12 protein-coding genes are annotated in these 16,153 nt (G+C 52.9%); 9 read left to right on the top strand and 3 right to left on the bottom strand.

Features of this window, described 5'->3' with window-relative positions; genetic code table 11:
* Window positions 1–26: 26 nt before the first annotated feature.
* The 3 genes from pepN to zapC all read left to right on the top strand — a co-directional run bounded on the left by pepN (window position 27) and on the right by zapC (window position 4,594).
* Window positions 27–2,642, top strand: coding sequence for an aminopeptidase N (gene pepN / locus FN037_RS03755; protein ID WP_142501566.1), 2,616 nt, complete (start codon window positions 27–29; stop codon window positions 2,640–2,642).
* A gap of 231 nt (window positions 2,643–2,873) precedes the next feature.
* Window positions 2,874–3,884: a quinone-dependent dihydroorotate dehydrogenase gene (pyrD, locus tag FN037_RS03750; protein ID WP_142501565.1), complete on the top strand. Its 1,011-nt coding sequence runs from the start codon at window positions 2,874–2,876 to the stop codon at window positions 3,882–3,884.
* 167 nt (window positions 3,885–4,051) lie between these two features.
* Entirely contained in the window at window positions 4,052–4,594 is a 543-nt protein-coding gene (zapC, locus tag FN037_RS03745; protein WP_142501564.1) for a cell division protein ZapC, read from the top strand.
* Here the strand turns inward: zapC and FN037_RS03740 are convergent.
* Window positions 4,591–5,700 (bottom strand): YcbX family protein, encoded by a 1,110-nt coding sequence (locus tag FN037_RS03740; RefSeq protein ID WP_138360492.1) that lies wholly within the window; start codon window positions 5,698–5,700, stop codon window positions 4,591–4,593. The two genes, zapC and FN037_RS03740, sit on opposite strands and share 4 nt — an antisense overlap.
* Window positions 5,701–5,798: 98 nt before the next feature.
* Here FN037_RS03740 and rlmKL point away from each other — a divergent pair, with 98 nt between their 5' ends.
* From rlmKL to rmf, 6 genes are all read left to right on the top strand, one after another.
* Window positions 5,799–7,904 (top strand): bifunctional 23S rRNA (guanine(2069)-N(7))-methyltransferase RlmK/23S rRNA (guanine(2445)-N(2))-methyltransferase RlmL, encoded by a 2,106-nt coding sequence (gene rlmKL / locus FN037_RS03735; RefSeq protein ID WP_142501563.1) that lies wholly within the window; start codon window positions 5,799–5,801, stop codon window positions 7,902–7,904.
* Between the two features lie 11 nt (window positions 7,905–7,915).
* Window positions 7,916–9,820 (top strand): ABC transporter ATP-binding protein, encoded by a 1,905-nt coding sequence (locus FN037_RS03730; RefSeq protein ID WP_138360494.1) that lies wholly within the window; start codon window positions 7,916–7,918, stop codon window positions 9,818–9,820.
* A 14-nt stretch (window positions 9,821–9,834) separates the two neighbouring features.
* Window positions 9,835–11,103, top strand: a complete 1,269-nt coding sequence (pqiA, locus tag FN037_RS03725; RefSeq protein WP_138360495.1) for a membrane integrity-associated transporter subunit PqiA — start codon at window positions 9,835–9,837, stop codon at window positions 11,101–11,103.
* Entirely contained in the window at window positions 11,093–12,730 is a 1,638-nt protein-coding gene (gene pqiB / locus FN037_RS03720; RefSeq protein WP_138360496.1) for an intermembrane transport protein PqiB, read from the top strand. The genes pqiA and pqiB overlap by 11 nt, the downstream gene beginning before the upstream one ends.
* Window positions 12,730–13,293, top strand: coding sequence for a membrane integrity-associated transporter subunit PqiC (gene pqiC, locus FN037_RS03715; protein ID WP_138360497.1), 564 nt, complete (start codon window positions 12,730–12,732; stop codon window positions 13,291–13,293). Before pqiB ends, pqiC begins: the two co-directional genes overlap by 1 nt.
* A 256-nt stretch (window positions 13,294–13,549) precedes the next feature.
* Window positions 13,550–13,717, top strand: a complete 168-nt coding sequence (gene rmf / locus FN037_RS03710) for a ribosome modulation factor (protein ID WP_138360498.1) — start codon at window positions 13,550–13,552, stop codon at window positions 13,715–13,717.
* A 67-nt stretch (window positions 13,718–13,784) separates the two neighbouring features.
* On the opposite strand, the gene fabA is transcribed toward rmf, so the two are convergent.
* Together fabA and FN037_RS03700 are read right to left on the bottom strand one after the other, a co-directional pair.
* Entirely contained in the window at window positions 13,785–14,303 is a 519-nt protein-coding gene (gene fabA / locus FN037_RS03705) for a bifunctional 3-hydroxydecanoyl-ACP dehydratase/trans-2-decenoyl-ACP isomerase (RefSeq protein ID WP_138360499.1), read from the bottom strand.
* 69 nt (window positions 14,304–14,372) lie between these two features.
* Window positions 14,373–16,130 (bottom strand): Lon protease family protein, encoded by a 1,758-nt coding sequence (locus tag FN037_RS03700; RefSeq protein ID WP_142501562.1) that lies wholly within the window; start codon window positions 16,128–16,130, stop codon window positions 14,373–14,375.
* Window positions 16,131–16,153: the final 23 nt, after the last annotated feature.

Here is a 16,153-nt window from a genome sequence, read left to right as displayed (position 1 = left end):
TTTACAGGAGATGCGAAAGGTTTTTTATGACACAACAGCCCCAAGCCAAATACCGCCACGACTATCGTGCGCCGGAGTATCTGATTAGCGATATCGATTTGACCTTTGACCTGGATGCCGCAAAAACCATTGTTACGGCTGAGAGCAAGGTCTCACGCCATGCGGCTACGTCTGATGTGCCATTGCGTCTTGATGGCGAAGACCTGACGTTAATTTCTCTGCGGATTGATGGTCAAGCGTGGAGTGACTATAAAGAAGAAAATAACCATCTGGTCATTAGCGGATTGCCGGAACATTTCACTCTGACTATTGTTAATGAGATTAGCCCGGCGGCCAATACCGCGTTGGAAGGGCTGTATCAGTCAGGCGAAGCGCTGTGTACGCAGTGTGAAGCGGAAGGTTTCCGCCATATTACCTGGTATCTGGACCGCCCGGATGTTCTGGCGCGCTTCACCACTAAAATCATTGCCGATAAAGCCAAATATCCGTTCCTGCTCTCTAATGGCAACCGTGTGGCGCAGGGGGAACTGGAGGGGGGCCGCCACTGGATCCAGTGGCAGGATCCGTTCCCTAAACCGTGCTATCTGTTTGCGCTGGTGGCCGGTGATTTCGACGTCCTGCGCGACACATTCATCACTCGCTCAGGGCGTGAAGTGGCGCTGGAGCTGTACGTTGACCGCGGCAACCTTGACCGTGCGCCGTGGGCAATGACCTCGCTGCAAAATTCGATGAAGTGGGACGAAACGCGCTTTGGTCTCGAATATGATCTCGACATCTATATGATCGTCGCCGTTGACTTCTTCAACATGGGGGCGATGGAGAATAAAGGCCTTAACGTCTTTAACTCTAAATATGTACTGGCGCGTACCGATACCGCAACCGATAAAGACTACCTTGATATCGAGCGCGTTATTGGACACGAATATTTTCATAACTGGACAGGTAACCGCGTCACCTGCCGCGACTGGTTCCAGCTCAGTCTGAAAGAAGGTCTGACCGTTTTCCGCGATCAGGAATTTAGTTCCGATCTCGGCTCACGGGCGGTCAACCGCATCAACAATGTGCGTACTATGCGCGGCCTGCAGTTCGCCGAAGACGCCAGCCCGATGGCGCATCCGATTCGCCCGGAGAAGGTCATCGAAATGAACAACTTCTACACCCTGACGGTGTATGAGAAGGGGGCGGAAGTGATCCGTATGTTGCATACCCTGCTGGGAGAAGAGAATTTCCAGAAAGGGATGCAGCTCTATTTTGAACGCCACGACGGTAGCGCCGCCACCTGCGACGATTTTGTCCAGGCGATGGAGGATGCCTCTAACGTCGACCTGTCCCACTTCCGTCGCTGGTACAGCCAGTCCGGTACGCCGATTGTCACCGTGCATGACGACTATAACCCGGAAACGGAACAGTACACGCTGACCATCAGCCAGCGTACTTTGCCGACTGCGGAACAGCCGGAGAAGTTGCCGCTGCACATCCCGTTCGATATTGAGCTGTACGATAACGAAGGCAACGTGATTCCGTTGCAGAAGGGCGGTCATCCGGTGCATCAGGTGCTGAATGTAACCCAGGCGGAGCAGACCTTTGTTTTTGACAATGTCTACTTCCAGCCGGTACCGGCGTTGCTTTGCGAATTCTCCGCGCCGGTGAAACTGGAATATAAGTGGAGCGATCAGCAACTCACCTTCCTGATGCGTCACGCCCGTAACGATTTTTCTCGCTGGGATGCGGCGCAGAGCCTGCTGGCGACCTACATCAAGCTCAACGTCAACCGTCACCAGCAGGGACAACCGCTGTCGCTGCCGATCCATGTTGCCGATGCGTTCCGCGCAATACTGCTGGATGAGACGATTGATCCGGCACTGGCAGCCGAGATCCTGACTCTGCCTTCAGCCAATGAAATCGCGGAACTGTTCGAGATTATCGATCCGATCGCTATCGCCGCAGTACGTGACGCGCTCACTCGTACACTGGCGAACGAACTGGCCGACGAGTTCCTGGTGGTGTACAACGCCAACAAACTTGCCAGCTATCGCGTGGAACATGCCGACATCGGTAAGCGTTCTCTACGTAACACCTGCCTGCGCTATCTGGCATTTGGTGATGCGGAACTGGCGGATAAACTGGTGCGCGCACAATATCATCATGCTGATAATATGACAGATGCGCTGGCGGCGTTGGGGGCTGCCGTGGCGGCACAACTGCCGTGTCGTGATGCACTGATGCAGGAATATGACGATAAATGGCATCAGGACGGTCTGGTCATGGATAAATGGTTTATCCTGCAGTCCACCAGCCCGGCAGAGAATGTGCTGGAGGTGGTACGCGGTTTGCTGAATCATCGATCGTTCAGCATGAGTAACCCGAACCGTGTCCGTTCCCTGATTGGCGCTTTTGCCAGCAGTAACCCGTCGGCATTCCATGCTGAAGACGGTAGCGGTTATCAGTTCCTGGTGGAGATGCTGACCGAACTGAACAGCCGTAACCCGCAGGTCGCTTCGCGTCTGATTGAGCCGCTGATTCGTCTGAAACGCTATGATGAGAAGCGGCAGGCGCTGATGCGTGCGGCGCTGGAGCAACTGAAGGGGCTGGAGAATCTCTCCGGCGATCTGTTCGAGAAAATCAGTAAAGCGCTGGCGTAAGGCTGGGGTAATTCCCGGATAAGGCGTCACTGGCCTTATCCGGGCGGTTAAACGGTAATTCCGTCAGTGTCGCGCCAGCAGCGCCTGAGTGCGTTTTGCTGGTGTCACACAAGTGGTAAAAGTAAACGTTTGCGTCAGACCGGTGATTTTTTGTCACAGGTCAATTCCCTTTCCGCGATGGATAGCACATAATACGCCCCCGGTTTGCACACCGGGAATCCAGGAGAGTTCATGTACTACCCCTTCGTTCGTAAAGCCCTTTTTCAGCTCGATCCTGAGCGCGCTCATGAAGTGACCTTTCAACAATTACGCCGTATTACGGGAACCCCACTGGAAATGTTGGTGCGGCAAAAAGTGCCTGCAAAGCCGGTGACCTGTATGGGACTCAAATTTAAGAACCCGCTGGGTCTGGCTGCCGGGCTGGATAAAAATGGCGAGTGTATTGATGCGCTCGGAGCAATGGGTTTTGGTTCAATCGAAATTGGTACCGTGACGCCGCGCCAGCAGCCGGGTAACGATAAGCCAAGGATCTTCCGTCTGGTCGATGCCGAAGGTTTGATCAACCGCATGGGCTTTAATAACCACGGGGTTGATAACCTGGTTGAGAACGTAAAAAAGGCGCATTTTGATGGCGTTCTGGGAATTAATATCGGTAAAAATAAAGATACCCCGGTTGAGCAAGGCAAAGATGATTATCTGATATGTATGGAAAAAATCTATGCTTACGCCGGATATATTGCCATTAATATCTCCTCGCCGAATACGCCAGGCCTGCGCACTTTACAATACGGCGATGCGCTGGATGATTTGCTTTCGGCGATTAAAAATAAGCAATGTGAGCTGCAGGAGAAGCATCAGAAATATGTCCCGGTGGCGGTAAAGATCGCGCCGGATCTTTCCACCGAAGAATTGATCCAGGTTGCCGACAGTTTAGTCCGGCATAATATTGATGGTGTGATTGCCACCAATACCACATTGGATCGATCGCTGGTTCAGGGTATGAAACATTGCGATGAAACCGGTGGACTTAGTGGACGTCCTTTGCAATTGAAGAGTACCGAAATTATTCGCCTGCTGTCTGCGGAATTAAATGGCCGCCTGCCAATTATTGGCGTTGGTGGTATTGATTCAGTGATTGCGGCACGGGAAAAGATAGCTGCTGGCGCGACGCTGCTGCAGATTTATTCCGGATTCATTTTTAAAGGCCCGCCGCTGATTAAAGAAATTGTTACTCATATCTAATCTTTTCTTCTACTGATACTTCACCAGGGCTTTATTTATAGCCCTGGTTGTTTTATATTCTTTCATTGTTGCTTATTTAAACATTTTAGTCTTTTCTTAATTTTGGGAATATTCTGTAGCAATTTACATGTTATTCGCGATGGAAGTGAAAGAGGACGGGGGGATAAATGCGGATTAAACCTGACGATAACTGGCGTTGGTATTACGACGAAGAACATGACCGCATGATGCTTGACCTGGCTAATGGTATGTTATTCAGGTCGCGCTTCCCGCGCCGAATGTTGACGCCTGACGCTTTTGTCCCTTGCGGATTTTGCGTGGATGATGCCGCACTCTATTTTTCATTTGAAGAGAAATGTCGCGACTTTGAATTATCCAAAGAACAGCGCGCTGAATTAGTCCTTAATGCGCTGGTCGCCGTTCGCTTTCTTAAACCGCAAATGCCGAAAAGCTGGCATTTCACAACTCACGCAGAGAGCTGGCAGCCCGCTACCGGTGATGCGGCCAGCGCCTGGCTGAGCGATACCGGTCAGCAGGTCAATCTGCTGGTCGTTGAGCCCGGCGAGAACGCGGCGCTGTGCCTGTTAGCACAGCCAAGTCTGACGCTTGCCGGGCGAGTCATGCAGCTCGGCGATGTAATTAAAATTATGAACGACCGTCTGCTACCGGTGCCCGGAGGCGTGAGCTACAGCCTGGGACAAGCGGTTTAAGGCGCCAGCCGCAGGGCAGTTTTCGGCACGCAACTGCAGCACAGAATCGTACCATCAGCGGCCACTGCGTTTTTCTTCAGCGCGCTGACTTCGCCTTCTTCCAGCCGAATACGACAGCTACCGCAAATTCCCGCGCGGCAGGAGTAAGGAATGCGAATACCCTGTTGTTCCAGTTGCTCAAGCAAGATTTGCTGATTGTTACCGGTGAAACTCAGCCCCTGCCATGCAATCGCCACCGTTGCGCTCTGTTGGGCTTTGGGCGTCAATAGGTTATCGCTATCGCCCGCACCGTAAGCTTTAGCCGGGCCGTGAACCAGCACCTCTAACTCATCACCAACCCGCACCACACCACTATTACGCGCGATCAGGTTCTGACCAAAATCGACATCACCGCTATCCAGCGCCGTGCGAAACCCTTGTAGCGTAGTTAACGGTTCGCCTGAAGGATGCTTTTGCCCACGCTCCGGGCTGACGGTCGTAAACACGCAGCGGCTGCACGGTTTGGCGACATCAAAAACAACCTCGCCGATACGGACCACTTTCCAGCTATCTTCTTCCCAGGCTGTTGCACCGGTGACCAGCAGATTCGGGCGAAATTGTTCTATGCTTACGCTGGCCGGACAACGGTTTTGCAGGTCGCGCAGCGAGGCTTCATTGGCCAGAAGGTAGGGAAAACCGTCTGCGAAGGAGAGGGGGACGGCGTCATGGTGCTTCACCCGACGGCTTAGCTGCGGCCCCAGCCAGCGAAGCTGGACGCTGCGGTTAAAGAAACCGCTTAGCCATTGATTAATCGGGGATGGCGCAATCAGGGCGGTAAAGTGGTTGCCCCAGACTTCAGTTGCTTCCTGTTGCGGAGCAAAGTCACTGAAGCGAACCAGTGCGCTGCTGCCGTCTGGCGCGGTCAGGTGAAGACCATCATGGCGCAGCGCGGGGGTAAACCTGACCATTTGCGGGAACTGACGGGCAGTAATGAAGGTGCCATCGGTTTCCGTCACCATAAATATGCGATCAAAAGCCAGCCCACTGATATCAGCATAAGCGTGGCTGAGGCCAAGTCCTCGCATTGATTTAACAGGATGAATAAAAAGTCGCGAAAGCGTTACCATACTCTGCCCCAGGCTGTAAAAATAAGCCTTTAACTTTATGACATAGGGCACATATTGGCTATAATGCGCACCAATTTTCTTTTAGTAAAAGTGACGATATGAATTCTCTGTTTGCCAGTACGGCTCGTGGGCTGGAAGAGCTGTTAAAATCTGAACTGGAAGGCCTTGGTGCGGTGGCGTGTCAGGTGGTCCAGGGCGGGGTCCATTTTCAGGGGGATACACGCTTGCTGTATCAAAGCCTGATGTGGAGTCGGCTGGCTTCACGGATTATGTTGCCGCTGAGCCAGTGTAATGTATACAGCGATCTGGATCTTTACCTTGGCGTCCAGGCGATACCCTGGACGGAGATGTTCAACCCCGGGGCAACGTTTGCCGTGCATTTTAGTGGGCTGAACGACGAAATTCGCAACAGCCAGTATGGCGCGCTAAAGGTAAAAGATGCGATCGTCGATAGTTTCACGCGTAAAAATCTTCCGCGGCCCAATGTCGATCGCGATAATCCCGACCTCCGCATTAACGTCTGGCTGAATAAAGAAACGGCCCATATTTCACTGGATCTTAGTGGTGAGGGCCTGCACCTGCGTGGTTACCGGGATAGTACCGGAATGGCGCCGATCAAAGAAAACCTTGCCGCGGCGATTGTAATGCGTTCCGGCTGGGCTGCGGGTACGCCGCTGCTCGATCCGATGTGCGGCTCCGGTACTTTACTGATCGAAGCTGCGATGCTGGCGACCGATCGGGCGCCAGGTTTGCATCGTCGTCATTGGGGCTTCGGCGGCTGGGCGCAGCACGATGAGGTTATCTGGAAAGAGGTGAAAGCCGACGCGCAAACTCGCGCCCGTCAGGGTCTTGCGGGGTATGCGTCGCGCTTTTACGGGTCTGATGTCGACGCGCGGGTTATCGAACGTGCGCAGCGTAACGCCCGCCGTGCTGGTATTGGTGAACTGATTACCTTTGACGTTAAAGATGTCGCTCAACTGAGCAATCCTTTGCCGAAAGGTCCATACGGTACTGTGATCAGCAACCCGCCGTATGGCGAGCGTCTGGAGAGTGAACCGGCGCTGATTGCTCTGCATGGCCTGCTGGGCCGGACGATGAAAAATCAGTTTGGCGGCTGGAATCTGTCGCTGTTCAGCGCCTCGCCGGATCTGCTGAGTTGTCTGCAATTACGGGCGGATAAACAGTTTAAAGCGAAGAACGGCCCGCTGGACTGCGTGCAGAAAAACTATCACCTTGCAGAAAATGAAGGTGGAAAAACGACGATGATGGCGGAAGATTTCGCTAACCGTCTGCGTAAGAATCTGAAAAAATTTGAAAAATGGGCGCGTCAGGAAGGGATTGAATGCTATCGCCTGTATGATGCCGATCTGCCGGAATATAACGTGGCTATCGACCGTTATGGTGACTGGGTGGTGGTGCAAGAGTATGCGCCGCCGAAAACCGTAGATGCGCATAAAGCGCGTCAGCGCCTGTTTGATATCATCGCCGCCACTATTGCTGTGCTGGGTATTGCGCCGAATAAGCTGGTGCTGAAAACCCGCGAACGACAGAAAGGGAAAAACCAGTATCAGAAAATGGCTGAGAAGGGAGAATTCATTACGGTCCGGGAGTATGACGCCCGCCTGTGGGTGAACCTGACAGACTATCTGGATACCGGACTGTTTCTCGATCACCGCATTGCCCGTCGTACGCTGGGACAGATGAGTAAAGGCAAAGACTTCCTCAATCTTTTCTCCTACACCGGCAGCGCCAGCGTTCACGCGGGTCTTGGCGGCGCACGTTCCACGACCACGGTTGATATGTCACGCACTTACCTTGAGTGGGCTGAGCGCAATCTGCGGCTTAACGGTTTAACCGGACGCGCGCATCGTTTGATGCAGGCTGATGTGCTGGGCTGGCTGCGGGAGACGACCGAGCAGTTTGATCTGATTTTTATCGATCCACCGACTTTTTCCAACTCCAAACGTATGGACGACGCGTTTGATGTGCAACGGGATCATTTGCGTCTGATGACCGATTTAAAACGTCTGCTGCGTAAAGGCGGCACGATTATGTTCTCGAATAACAAACGCGGTTTCCGTATGGATCATGACGGGCTGGCGCAACTGGGCCTGAAGGCGCAGGAGATCACGCAAAAAACCCTGTCTCTGGATTTTGCCCGCAATCGTCAGATCCACAACTGCTGGCTGATTACCGCAGCCTGAAGGAATAAATAATGTCATTAATTAGTATGCACGGCGCCTGGCTCTCTTTCAGCGATGCGCCGCTGCTGGATAATGCAGAACTGCATATCGAAGATAACGAACGGGTGTGCCTGGTCGGGCGTAACGGCGCGGGCAAATCAACCTTGATGAAGATCCTTAACCGTGAGCAGGGTCTTGATGATGGTCGCATCATCTATGAACAGGATCTGGTGGTTGCGCGTTTGCAGCAGGATCCGCCGCGTGATGTCACCGGAACCGTTTATGATTTTGTCGCGGAAGGTATTGCCGAACAGGCGGCCTTGCTCAAAGACTATCACGATGTTTCGCAACTGGTGATGACTGATCCGAGCGACAAAAACCTGAACGAACTGGCGCGTTTGCAAGAGCAACTCGACAATTTAGGACTGTGGCAACTGGATAGCCGAATTAATGAGGTGCTGGAGCAGCTAAGCCTGGATCCCAACGCCGAACTCTCCTCGCTTTCCGGCGGCTGGCTGCGTAAAGCGGCGCTTGGCCGCGCGTTGGTTAGCGGGCCGCGCGTGCTACTGCTTGATGAACCGACCAACCACCTTGATATTGAAACTATCGACTGGCTGGAAGGGTTCCTGAAGATGTTCAAAGGCACCATTATTTTCATCTCACATGACCGTTCCTTTATTCGCAATATGGCGACGCGGATTGTCGATCTCGATCGCGGTAAGCTGGTGACTTATCCGGGGAACTACGATCAGTATCTGCTGGATAAAGAAGAAGCGCTGCGCGTAGAAGAGTTACAGAATGCGGAGTTCGATCGCAAACTGGCGCAGGAGGAAGTGTGGATCCGTCAGGGGATCAAAGCCCGCCGTACCCGTAATGAAGGCCGTGTGCGCGCCCTTAAAGCGATGCGTCGCGAGCGCAACGAACGCCGTGAAGTGATGGGCAGCGCGAAGATGCAGGTCGAAGAGGCGGCGCGTTCGGGCAAAATTGTCTTCGAGCTGGAGAACGTTAACTACCAGGTTGATGGTAAGGTGCTGGTGAAAGATTTTACCGCTCAGATCCAGCGTGGCGACAAGATTGCGCTGATTGGCCCGAATGGCTGCGGTAAAACCACGCTGCTGAAGCTGATGCTTGGGCAACTAAAGGCGGATAGCGGGCGGATCCACGTGGGCACGAAGCTGGAAGTCGCCTATTTCGACCAGCACCGCGCGGAGCTTGACCCGGATAAAACGGTGATGGACAACCTTGCTGAAGGGAAGCAGGAAGTGATGGTGAACGGCAAGCCGCGCCACGTTCTGGGTTACCTGCAGGATTTTATGTTCCATCCGAAACGCGCGATGACGCCGGTACGGGCGCTCTCCGGCGGTGAACGTAACCGTCTGCTGCTGGCGCGTCTGTTCCTTAAACCCAGCAACCTGTTGATTCTCGATGAACCGACAAACGATCTGGATGTTGAAACCCTGGAACTGCTGGAAGAGCTCGTTGATGGTTATCAGGGTACAGTGATGCTGGTTAGCCACGACCGTCAGTTTGTTGATAACACCGTCACTGAATGCTGGATCTTCGAGGGCGCCGGGCAAATTGGCCAATATATCGGCGGCTATCATGATGCCCGCGGTCAGCAAGCGCAGTATCTGGCGCAAAAGCAGCCGGTTGCCAAAAAGGCCGTTGAAGCGCAACCGAAAGCAGAAAGTGTCAAGCGTACCGCTAACAAATTAAGCTATAACCTGCAGCGCGAACTGGAGCAGTTGCCGCAAAAGCTGGAAGCGCTGGAAGCCAGTTTGCAGAATTTGCAGGAACAGGTGGCCGATCCTTCTTTCTTTGGTCAGCCGCATGACCATACGCAACAGGTGCTGACTCAGTTAAGTGACGCGGAGCAGGCGCTGGAAGCTGCCTTCGAACGCTGGGAATACCTCGAAGGTTTAAAAAACGGCGCTTAAGCAGAGGAGTTTTCATGTGCGATCATCATCATGCTGCACGGCATATCCTGTGTCGACAATGTGATTTGCTGGTGGCCCTGCCGCTGCTGGAGCATCGCCAGAAAGCTGCATGTCCGCGCTGCGGAACAACATTAACGACTTCCTGGGATGCGCCCCGGCAGCGTCCCACGGCCTATGCGTTGGTTGCGTTGTTTATGCTGCTGCTGGCAAATCTGTTTCCCTTTATTTACATGAAGGTTGGCGGGATCAGTAGCGAAATAGAGATGCTGGAAATTCCCAATGTGTTGTTTTCCGAGGATTACGCCAGTCTGGGGACCTTCTTTTTACTCTTTGTGCAGTTGGTGCCGGCTTTTTGTCTGATCACCATACTGCTGCTGGTAAACCGGGTGCGCATGCCTTCCGGGCTGAAAGCGTTTCTGGCGCGGATCCTGTTTCATCTTAAAACCTGGGGAATGGCGGAAATCTTTCTCGCCGGGGTGCTGGTCAGCTTCGTTAAACTGATGGCCTACGGCGATATCGGTATCGGCCTGAGTTTTGTTCCCTGGTGTATGTTCTGCATACTACAACTGAGAACATTTCAGTGTGTGGACCGCCGTTGGCTCTGGGATGACATTGCACCAATGCCGCCGATTAAGCAGCCGCTGAAAGTTGGCGTTTCTGGCTTACGACAGGGGTTACGTTCATGTTCGTGCTGTACGGCGGTGTTGCCCGTGGATGAAGCCGTATGCCCGCGTTGTCATACAAAGGGAACGGCCCGGCGTAAAAACAGCCTGCAGTGGACGCTGGCGCTGTTGGTGACTTCGCTGATCCTCTATATGCCCGCCAATATTCTGCCGATCATGATTACCGATCTGCTGGGCGATAAGATGCCTTCCACCATTATGGCTGGGGTGATCCTGCTGTGGAGTGAAGGATCGTATCCGGTGGCGATGGTGATATTTATCGCCAGTATTATGGTGCCAACGTTAAAAATGATCGCGATCGGCTGGCTGTGCTGGAACGCCAGCGGCAAAGGTGAGCGCGATTCAGAGCGCATGCATCTGATTTATGAAGTTGTCGAATTTGTTGGCCGGTGGTCAATGATTGATGTTTTTGTCATCGCAGTACTCTCAGCTCTGGTGCGGATAGGCGGTTTAATGAATATCTATCCGGCGATAGGGGCGGTGATGTTTGCGCTGGTCGTTGTTATGACAATGTTTTCGGCCATGACGTTTGACCCTCGTTTATTGTGGGATCGTGAGCCAGATTCAAGCCATGAGGAAAGACTACAGCATGGAAAATAAGAGCGGAGAAGCGAAAGTGCAAAAGGTGAAGAACTGGTCACCGGTGTGGATCTTCCCGATAGTCACTGCGCTTATTGGCGCATGGATCCTTTTTTATCACTACAGCCATCAGGGGCCGGAAGTGACCCTGATTACCACCAATGCTGAAGGTATTGAAGGGGGAAAAACCCGGATTAAGAGTCGCAGCGTTGACGTTGGTGTGATTGAAAGCGCCACGCTGACCGACGATCTGACCCACGTAGAAATAAAAGCCCGGCTGAATTCAGGCATGGAAAAATTGTTGCATCAGGATTCAGTATTTTGGGTGGTTAAGCCGCAGGTTGGCCGTGAAGGGATCAGCGGTCTGGGAACATTATTATCCGGTGCCTATATTGAACTGCAACCAGGAACGAAGGGAGCCGCGCCCGCGCAATATCCGCTGCTGGATTCGCCGCCGCTGGCTTCGCCGGATGCAAAAGGTATTCGTATCTTGCTGGAAAGCAGTAAAGCCGGTCAGCTGTCACCTGGCGATCCGGTGCTTTTCCGCGGTTATCGCGTAGGTTCCGTTGAAACCAGTACCTTTGATGCGCAAAAACGCAAAATTACCTATCAGCTGTTTATCAGCGCGCCAAACGATCGTCTGGTGACCAACAACGTGCGCTTCTGGAAAGACAGCGGCATCGCCGTGGACCTGACCGCCGCGGGAATGCGCGTTGAAATGGGGTCCTTGTCGACGCTATTTGGCGGTGGGGTCAGCTTTGATGTGCCGGAAGGATTACCTCTGGGTGAGCCGGTGGCCAATAAAACCGAATATCATCTGTTTGACGATCAGCGAAGTATCCAGGATTCTGTCTTTACTCAACACATTGATTATGTGATGTTCTTTAAAGATTCGATTCGTGGTCTGCAGCCCGGCGCACCGGTTGAGTTTCGCGGCATTCGTCTCGGGACGGTAGGTAAAGTGCCATTCTTTATTCCGGGGCTGAAGCAGAGCTTAAATGATGATTACCGTATCCCGGTTGAAGTGCGTATTGAGCCACAGCGGCTGATCAATCAATTAGGCAGCGATCCGGATGTTCCTGGGCATATCGACGATCTGATCAATCGTGGTCTGCGTGGTTCCCTTAAAACCGGCAACCTGGTGACCGGTGCGCTGTATATCGATCTCGACTTCTACCAGAATGCGCCTCCACGTGGCAAGATTCAGAAGTTCGGCGACTATCCGATTATCCCGACCGTAAGTGGGGGGCTGGCACAGATCCAGCAGCGTCTGATGGAGGCGCTGGATAAGATTAACAACCTGCCCATTAACCCGCTGCTGGAGCAGGCGACCAGTACGCTGGCGCAAAGTGAAAAAACTATGCAACACGTGCAAACGACGCTGGATAGTCTGAACAAGATAACCTCAAGTCAGTCGATGCAGCAGTTGCCGGGCGACATGCAGAATACGTTGCGTGAACTTAACCGCAGTATGCAGGGCTTCCAGCCTGGTTCGGCGGCATACAATAAGATGGTTGCGGATATGCAGCGCCTCGATCAGGTTCTTCGTGAACTGCAGCCGGTATTGAAAACGCTTAATGATAAGAGCAATGCGCTGGTTTTCGAGGCCAGGGATAAAAAAGATCCACAGCCGAAGGGAGCGAAATAATGAAGAAGTGGCTAATAGCGGCGGCGGTGTGTGCGCTGACGGCATGCAGCAGCGGTGGTGAGAGCAAAACCTACTACCAGCTTCCGGTGGTGCAGGGGGGGGCGCAAAGCGCGGCTCACCAGAGTAAAAAATTGCTATGGGTTGAGCAGGTGAGCATTCCGGACTATCTGGCCGGCAACGGCGTGGTCTATCAAACCACCGATGTGCAGTACGTGATCGCGAATAACAACCTGTGGGCAAGCCCGCTCGATCAGCAACTGCTTACTACGCTAGTGGCGAATCTTAGCCAGCAGCTACCTGGCTGGGTCATTGCCTCGCAACCGCTGGGTAGCGAGCAGGATACGCTGAATGTATCCGTCAGCGGTTTTCATGGTCGTTACGATGGCCGGGTGATTGTCAGCGGTGAGTGGCTGCTGAAGCATCAGGGGCAACTGATTAAGCGTCCGTTCAATATTGAGCTTAAGCAGCAGCAGGATGGCTACGATGCGATGGTGAAGACCTTGGCTCAGGCCTGGCGCCAGGAAGCGATCGCAATCGCCAGCGAGCTGAATCGCCTGCCATAAGTAGAATTAATAATGCTCAATTGCCGCCGCGAGAACGAAAATCGCGGCGGCATTTTTGTTTGTACCGTCAGATTGTTACTTGTGCTGGTTCACATTTTTTGTACAAATGAACTTTCATGTAGCTCACAAATATGACAATGGCGTGAATTTTGCGCATTGACGCTCTCTCCGATTCGCGATATTCGTTAATCGTGGTTGCGCATTTAGTGACCATTGTTTTCTTTTCCACCAGATCAAAGAATGAGGGAAACGAGGCATGAAGAGACAAAAACGAGATCGCCTGGTACGGGCACATCAACGTGGATATCAAGCCGGTATTGCCGGAAGGTCGAAAGAAATGTGTCCTTATCAGACCTTGAACCAAAGGTCCTGGTGGCTAGGAGGCTGGCGAGAAGCCATGGAGGACAGGGTACAGATTGCCTGACTGTCTCTTTAAAAATGAAGCCTCCGCCAGGCGGGGGCTTCGCCTTTTATAACGCATTGCTGCTTAATCAGAACGCAGAAGTATCCTGGAACAGACCCACTTTCAGATCGGTTGCCGTGTAGATCAGACGATCGTCAACCAGCACTTCACCATCCGCCAGACCCATAATCAGACGGCGGTTTACCACCCGTTTGAAGTGAATACGATAGGTCACTTTTTTCGCGGTCGGCAGTACCTGGCCGGTAAATTTCACTTCTCCCACGCCTAATGCGCGCCCTTTACCTTCGCCGCCTAACCAGCCAAGGTAGAAGCCAACCAGTTGCCACATGGCATCCAGACCCAGACAACCAGGCATTACCGGGTCGCCAATGAAGTGGCAACCGAAGAACCACAGATCCGGGTTAATATCGAGTTCTGCTTCGACATAACCTTTGTTGTAGTTGCCGCCGGTTTCGGTCATTTTGATGACGCGGTCCATCATCAGCATATTTGGCGCTGGCAACTGCGGGCCTTTTGCCCCAAACAGTTCGCCACGACCAGAGGCAAGAAGGTCTTCTTTTGTATAGGATTCGCGTTTATCTACCATGTTTTGAGTAAGCCTTATTTTGAGTTCGGGACGCAGGATAGCTAACACGTGTACGCTGAACAAGTCCGATCAGTTCGAACCTGAACCGCATAACCAGCGTAGCGGCCACGGAAAGCGATGACGATTCTCTTGCTGGGTCGCCTGCGCAATACGTTCCTGAATGGTTTGCCGTAAAGTTTGTCCTTCACCGTCCCAGAGCAACTGGGTCAGGATGGGTAATGCTTCAGTCACATCATCAACTGCCCAGATGAAGAATTGTTCATCTTCTACGGCTTGCTGCAGCTCCTGCGCCAGGCTGAGATGACGCACATTGGCAGAAGGAATAATGACGCCCTGTTTACCTGTCAGCCCACGTTGCTGGCAAATAGCAAAGAAGCCTTCAATTTTTTCATTGAGCCCGCCCACTGGCTGTACGCGACCAAACTGGTCGACTGAGCCGGTAATGGCGATACTCTGGTTAATCGGCACATTGGCCAGGGCGCTGATTAATGCACACAGTTCCGCCATGGAGGCGCTATCGCCGTCCACCTCGCTGTAGGATTGCTCGAAGGTCAATGAAGCGGTGAACGGAATCTGTTGTTCCAGCTCCAGTTCGGACATCAGAAACGCCTGCATGATCATCATACCTTTAGCGTGGATGTTGCCGCCCAGCTCGGCCTTACGCTCAACGTCAATAAATTCGCCGTCACCGATATGCACGACGCAGCTAATACGCGAAGGCTCGCCAAATGCACGTGGATGGCCAGGGAATTCAATAACGGACAGCGCGTTGATTTGTCCTATGCGTTCACCTTCGGTCTCGATCAATATTTGCTCTTGCAGGATCTCGTCCTGGATCCGCTGTGCGAGATAGCCTTCGCGCCACAAACGACGTTCCAGCATGGTTTGCATCTCTTCGGCGGTGATCGTTTTACCTTCACAGAAGGCGGCTGCCTCCCGAAGCTGGCGAGCCACCCAGAGCAGACACAGGGGCAGGCTTTCCTGATCCCCTGTATAGCGGGCGCCTTCCTGAATCAGTAACGGCCAGGCGTCGGCCTCAAGGCCAGGGAGTTCGAGATGTCGGGCGTTTTGCCAGACCCATTGGCACCACTGCTTCAGGATCGCTTCATCGTCGATCTGCAGGTTGTCTTCATACTCGCTGTAGATAGCCTGGGCAGAAAGTTCGGGTTCCATCTCCTGGAAGTCAGCAAGTGATTCCCGCTCGCCAACCAGAATAACTTTCAGATTAAGCGGCATGGAGGGAATGCTCGCCGGAAGGGGGCGGGATTCATTGTTTGACAGCCAGTCAAAGCGTTGACGGGCAATCATATTTTTTAGCCGCATCCATAACAGCGGCTGTGCCAGCAGCGCACGCAGGGAGAGAATCAATACACCGCCATTGGCACGATGAACCAGACCGGGTTGTAGCGTGATTTCACCGTTAAACTGGCGTACGCAGCCAAAGAGCTGCTCCGATTCAATCCAGTCTGCGGATTCGACCGTTCCGCTGCTTGCAAAGTTATCTTCCGCCGTTTGCGGCGGAGTAAGTGTTATTCTGCCGCCGTCAACCTGATAGCGCACACCATAAAGTGCGTCTGACGGATGATGTAAAGTTCGGGTTTCGTCCACTAACCACTGCAGATATTCTGGCTCTTCCGGGGCTTTAACCAACATAAACGATGAAATGGCTGGAGTGACCAGAAGTTGCTCCAGGGCATAGAATAAACGAGGTTGCAGTTCACCGCTGAGGGATGTCTCCGCTTGCGCCAGGTCGGTTTGTGCAAACAGCGCCTGATAACTTTCCGTATCAGGTGCAAGGTCTTTTCGGGTAAGTTTCGTAATGGTCAAAATCGCTGTTTTTAGTCAGATGT

This window comes from Klebsiella sp. 2680 (genome assembly GCF_900198535.1).
Classification (GTDB): domain Bacteria; phylum Pseudomonadota; class Gammaproteobacteria; order Enterobacterales; family Enterobacteriaceae; genus Klebsiella; species Klebsiella indica.
Note: the sequence above shows the minus strand (reverse complement) of the source record. Positions and strands in the feature narration are given on the sequence as shown.